Origin of the sequence: Mesorhizobium sp. M7A.T.Ca.US.000.02.2.1 (assembly GCF_003996995.1) — a bacterium.
Taxonomy (GTDB): Bacteria; Pseudomonadota; Alphaproteobacteria; order Rhizobiales; family Rhizobiaceae; genus Mesorhizobium.
Map to the genome: position 1 here is coordinate 1 of NZ_RZTT01000379.1, position 5,877 is coordinate 5,877.

A 5,877-nucleotide genomic window follows, 5' to 3' on the forward strand; every position below is an offset into this window, starting at 1 on the left:
AAATACGGCAATGCCTGATTTCGCGGTCGCGAGCCGGAAATAAAAAGCATTGGGTGTTGTCGTCGCGCAACGCCGCCTCTGGTTGCAGGCGCCGCCGGTCATGTCAACCTCCGGTTCCCGGTCCGGCCTTGGCCGACGCGAACAGCGCGACGGCGTTGGTTATACTCTGGGCCGCCTTGCCGCGCCAGTCGGCGTTGAGCAACTGCGCCTCGTCCTTGGCGTTCGAGAGATAACCGAGTTCGACCAGCACCGACGGCACGTCGGGTGCCTTGAGCACCTTGAAGCCCGCCGAACGCTGCGGATTGTTGATGAGGCCGACGCTGGTCGACAACTGGCCAACCAGCGTGTGGGCGAAACTCATCGAGAAATTGTGCGTTTCGCGGCGGATCAGGTCGATCAGGATGTCGGTGACTTCCTTGTTGTCGTTCTTGATTTCCATGCCGGCGAACTGATCGGAGAGGTTTTCTCGGTCGGCGAGCGCCTGCGCCTCGGGGTCCGAAGCCTTGTCGGAGACGGTGTAGACGGTGGCGCCGCGAATGCCCTTGACGCTGATCGTGTCGGCATGGATCGAAATAAGCAGGTCGGCCTCATGCTGACGGGCGATGCGCACGCGGTCATCAAGACGCAGGAATTCGTCTGTGTCGCGCGTCATGAACACATCATAATTGCCAACGGCTGCGAGTTTGTCGCGCAGCTCCGTGGCGAAGGCCAGCGTGACATTCTTCTCGATGGTGCCGTTCAGGCCCTCGGCACCGCCGTCGATGCCGCCATGGCCGGGATCGATGACGACGATGAACCGATGACCCGGATTGGAAACCGGTCCGGTGCCGACCCGCCCTCCCTTGTCGGTCGAAACGGTCGATCCGGTGGTCAGCGCCTGATTGGCCAGCGCCACATCGAACTCGCGCTCGGATGCCGCCGACATGTCGATGGCAATGCGGTAGCCGGTTCCGTCCTCGTTCTTGAGCACGTCGAGCTTGTCGACGGCAAAGGGACCCTTGCCGGTGAGGATCAGCCGCGAAACGCCCTCGCTAAGCGCGCCCAGACGCACGCCCTTGACCAGGCCCCGCGCCTTCAAATCCTTGGCATCAACGGCGAATCTCGTATTCGCGAGATCGATGACAAGACGGTTGGGACCGCGCAGCAGGAACCATTTGATATCGGGTTCGCGATCGAAGTCCATGACGATGCGCATCTTGGTGGCATCGCCGGCCATCTTGTAACCTTTTGCCACGAGCGGAGCGTCGGCGGCATTGGCTTTTGAGGACAAGGCAGATGAGACCGCCAGCAGCAGCAAGAGGCAGAAAGCGGCCAGGATCCGGCCGCCGACACGACATCCCTTGTCTGTGAAGTCCGCCAATCCCATCTCTCTTCCAGTCGCTCCCGGTTTGGCGCCCGGCGCCGGTCGTTTCGTCGAAATGCCGGCTAGGCCGCGAACTCGATTAACGATTGGTATCCAGAGAAGGTTAACCAAGCCTTTTCATGCAAGGGCGGAAGCTGGCTTACGCTACGGAACGGCTTTTTGCCGGCATCGGAAATCGGGGTTGCCTTCCACCCCGCCAAATCATAAAAGCGATGGTGGATCACTGCAATCCTGGAACCGCCCTCCTCCGCAGCTTCTTGCTACAGGGTCAGACGTAAAGGCGGCTCCTTTCGCTTCAGGCGAAAAGGGTTCAGGTGATCGCGACGAATTTCGCAGGCGTGCTCCCGTGGCGGGGGAATCGCCTGCGTGAGGAAAACGGCCGGGTTTGTTCCCGCGCCGGCTCTGTAGGAGCAAACAAGCTGGTCCGGTTCATCCGGGCTTTGGTTCAAAAAGTTCTGTTGGTGACGATGGCTTCAAGCGCAATCATGGAAAGGTCCGCATCAAACCGCGCCATTATGGCTGCGGGCGGCACCGCCATGGCGCTCAAGCGGCGGCCGACGGACGTTCAAATATCCGGCACCCACATCCCAGGCACGCAGCAGCAGGCTTTGCCTCGCAAGCTGCGGCTGACGGCTGCCGGGGGGAAACGAAATAATGCCCAACAAAATGCTGATAGACGCCTCCCACCCGGAGGAAACACGCGTTGTCGTCATACGCGGTAATCGTATTGAAGAATTCGACTTTGAATCCCAGGACAAGAAGCAGCTCAAAGGAAACATCTACCTAGCCCGCGTAACGCGCGTAGAGCCCTCCCTTCAGGCAGCCTTTGTCGAATATGGCGGCAACCGTCACGGTTTTCTCGCCTTCAGTGAAATTCACCCCGACTACTACCAGATTCCGGTCGCCGATCGTCAGGCACTGCTGCGCGCGGAAGCGCAGGAGGCTGAGGACGAAGAGAACGAGGACGGCGACGGTGATGATCGCCAGAGCCGCGATCGCGGACGGCGCGGCCGCCGGCGCGGCGGCAAGCCCCGCGACCGGGGTGAGCACAAGCGCGATGCGGCCGATTCCAGCGAGGCAAGCGACGCTGCCGACGAGGCGGAAGCGGGCGCCGACGCTGGTTTCGAGGAGATCTCGCACACGTCCGAGATCATCGAACATGCGGCCGATGCGTCCGAACATGCCGATGCGTCCGAACATGGCGAGGATTCCGCCGAGCAGGACGAAGGCGAAACCCGCGAAGGCGGCCCGACGTCGATCGCCGCCTCGGTCGAGGCCGATGTGATTTCCGAAGCCGTTCCGCAGGCCGAACAAGGCAGCGAAGCGACCTCCGGCGACAATGATCGCGGCATGCTGGAAGAAGTGCAGTCCTCGCATCCGGACGATCACGAGGTCGAATCGGTCGGCGCCGAAGACGCGCTGGAAGAAGTGCGCAACCGCCGCAAGCCGGTGCGCCGCCAGTACAAGATCCAGGAAGTGATCAAGCGCCGGCAGATCCTCTTGGTGCAGGTCGTCAAGGAAGAGCGCGGCAACAAGGGTGCGGCACTGACCACCTATCTGTCGCTTGCCGGCCGCTATTCGGTGCTGATGCCGAACACGGCGCGTGGCGGCGGCATTTCGCGCAAGATCACCAGCGCGGTCGATCGCAAGCGTCTGAAGGAGGTCGTTGCCGATCTCGAAGTGCCGCAGGGCATGGGCGTGATCCTGCGCACCGCCGGCGAGAGCCGCACCAAGGCCGAGATCAAGCGCGATTACGAATATCTGATGCGGCTTTGGGAAAATGTCCGCAATCTCACCTTGCAGTCCACGGCCCCTGCCCTGGTCTACGAGGAAGGCAGCCTGATCAAGCGCTCGGTGCGCGACCTCTACAACAAGGATATCGACGAGATTCTTGTCTCCGGCGAGGAAGGCTATCGCGAGGCCAAGGACTTCATGCGCATGCTGATGCCGAGCCACGCCAAGGTGGTTCAGCCGTTCCGCGACACGACGCCGATCTTCGTGCGCAACGGCATCGAGGCACAGCTCGACCGCATGCTGCAGCCGCAGGTGACGCTGAAGAGCGGCGGCTACATCATCATCAACCAGACCGAGGCGCTGGTTGCCATCGATGTGAATTCGGGCCGCTCCACCAAGGAGCACTCGATCGAGGACACCGCACTCCACACCAATCTGGAAGCGGCCGAGGAAGTCGCGCGTCAGCTCAGGCTGCGCGACCTTGCCGGCCTGATCGTCATCGACTTCATCGACATGGAGGAGAACCGCAACAACCGCTCCGTCGAGAAGCGGCTGAAGGATCACCTCAAGAACGATCGTGCGCGCATCCAGGTCGGCCGCATCTCGCATTTCGGCCTGATGGAGATGTCACGCCAGCGCATCCGCGCCAGCGTGCTGGAATCGACCATGAAGCCCTGCCCGCATTGCGGCGGCACCGGCCACGTACGCTCCGATTCGTCGGTCGCGCTGATGGTGGTGCGGGCGATTGAGGAATTTCTGCTCAAGGATTCCCGCAGCCACATCACGGTGCGGACGCCGGCGGCGACCGCACTCTACGTGCTCAATCACAAGCGCGGCACGCTGGTGGAACTCGAAAGCCGCTTCGGGCTGACGATCACCGTCGAGGCCGACGATTCGGTGGGTTCGCAGCACTATGCGATCTTCCGCGGCGCGCTGGCTGAAAAGCCGGAAGGCTTCGTCGAGGCGCGCAGCTTCCCGGCCTATGCCGAGCCGGAAGAGCCCGAGGACGAGATTGTCGTCGTCGAGGAAGATGACGAGGCGCCGGTGCAGGCCGAACAGCCACGCCAGCAGCCGCAGCAACAACAGCCCCGGCCCGCTGCCGGTGGCGAGGAAGGCGACGGCCGCGACCGCAAGCGCCGCAAGCGTCGGCGCCGGCGCGGCGGCAAGGATCGCGATCGCGAACATGGCGCCCCTGCGGACGGTGCTTCCGTCTCGGCTCCGGCCGGTGAGTTTTCGGACCCGGACTCGGCCGCCAGCGATGGCGACACGGAAGCGGACGACAACGCCCCTGTCGGTGTTGCCGAAACGTCTGAGACAGCTGAAGCTTCGGACGAAGGCCAGGGCAAAAAGCGCCGGCGCGGCAAGCGCGGCGGCAAGCGCAACCGTCGCGAAGACGGTGAAGGCGAGGCTGAGGCAAGTGCTGGCGAAACAGCAGACGCTTCTGAAGGCGAAGTCCGGGCAACCGAGGTGATCGCCAGCGAGCCGGTCGTTGCCGCACCAGCCGAAGAGCCGGTGGCGCTTGCCCCGGCAAATGACGACGCGCCGGCCACGGAGAAGCCGAAGAAGCCACGTCGCGCGGCCAAGCCAAAGAAGGCCGCGGCCGAAATTGTCGCCGATGAGCCGGCTGCGGAGGTGGAAGCACCGGTCGACACGCCGGTCACCGCATCCGACGAGGCAGCCATCGCTTCTGTCGAGGAGGCACCGAAGGCCCGCCCGTCGCGGCGCAAGCCGGCGGCGGCGAATGCGCCGGTCGAGCCGGTCGTGTCTTCGATCGTCGCGGAAGAGCCCGCGGCCAAGGCCGAGGACAAGACCGAGGACAAGCCGAAGCGCGGCGGCTGGTGGCAGCGGAAGGGCTTTTTCTAAGCCTTTCAATCGCATGAGCTAGTTCTTTGACAAAAAATCCCGCGCCGTCTCGAAGACGGCGCGGGATTTTCTTATCTGGCGCTATGCTGGATCGCGAAAGGCTAAAACGCTTCTTTGATTCCAAGCATGTCGTTGTCCCAAAACCGCTGCGCACTTTTGGGCGACATGCATCACGGCGCGAAGATCGACCAGTTCATCATCCTGGCAAGCTTTTCCAGCGCGATCGACCCCAGCTTGGAGTTGCCGTTGGCATTGAGACCTGGCGACCAGACGGCAAGCGACGCCACGCCCGGCACGATGCCCAATATGCCTCCGCCGACACCGCTCTTGCCGGGGATGCCGACGTGGAAGGCGAAATCGCCGGAGCCGTCATAATGGCCGCAGGTCAGCATCATGGCGCCGATGCGGCGTGCCCGCTCGGCCGACACCACGGAATGCCCGGTCGCCGGGTTCTTGCCGCCATTGGCGAGGAAGCGGCCGGCGAGCGCCAGTTGCCGGCAACTCATGGCGATGGCGCAGTGGTGGAAGTAGACGCCCAGCGCCAGTTCCGGCGCATGGTGGAGATTGCCAAAGGATTTCATATAGTTGGCAAGCGCGAAGTTGCGGTAGCCGGTGGCGCGCTCGGACGCCGCGACCTCGCGGTCGATGATGATCGTCTCGTCGTCGGCGAGGAACTGGATGAAGCGCAGGATCTCGCCGATCGCCTCGCGTGGCTGGTGGCCGGCAAGCAGGATGTCGGAAATGACGATGGCGCCGGCATTGATGAACGGGTTGCGCGGAATGCCGTTCTCATGCTCGAGCTGCACGATCGAGTTGAACGGATTGCCTGACGGTTCGCGGCCGACCCGCTGCCACAGCGCGTCGCCGACATTGCCGAGCGCCAGTGTCAGGGTGAACACTTTCGAGATGCTCTGGAT

General features: G+C 63.1%; 3 protein-coding genes. 1 reads left to right on the top strand and 2 read right to left on the bottom strand.

What is annotated here, in order from left to right; translation table 11 throughout:
- Positions 1-103 precede the first annotated feature (103 nt).
- Positions 104-1,366, bottom strand: a complete 1,263-nt coding sequence (locus EOD15_RS26990) for an N-acetylmuramoyl-L-alanine amidase (RefSeq protein WP_127409000.1) — start codon at positions 1,364-1,366, stop codon at positions 104-106.
- A gap of 651 nt (positions 1,367-2,017) precedes the next feature.
- On the opposite strand from EOD15_RS26990, the gene EOD15_RS26995 reads away from it, so the two are divergent.
- Positions 2,018-4,960, top strand: coding sequence for a ribonuclease E/G (locus tag EOD15_RS26995; protein ID WP_127409001.1), 2,943 nt, complete (start codon positions 2,018-2,020; stop codon positions 4,958-4,960).
- A 170-nt stretch (positions 4,961-5,130) separates the two neighbouring features.
- Here EOD15_RS26995 and EOD15_RS27000 read toward each other — a convergent pair.
- Positions 5,131-5,877 (bottom strand): glutaminase (locus EOD15_RS27000; RefSeq protein ID WP_127409002.1); only part of this gene is annotated, 747 nt, incomplete at its 5' end.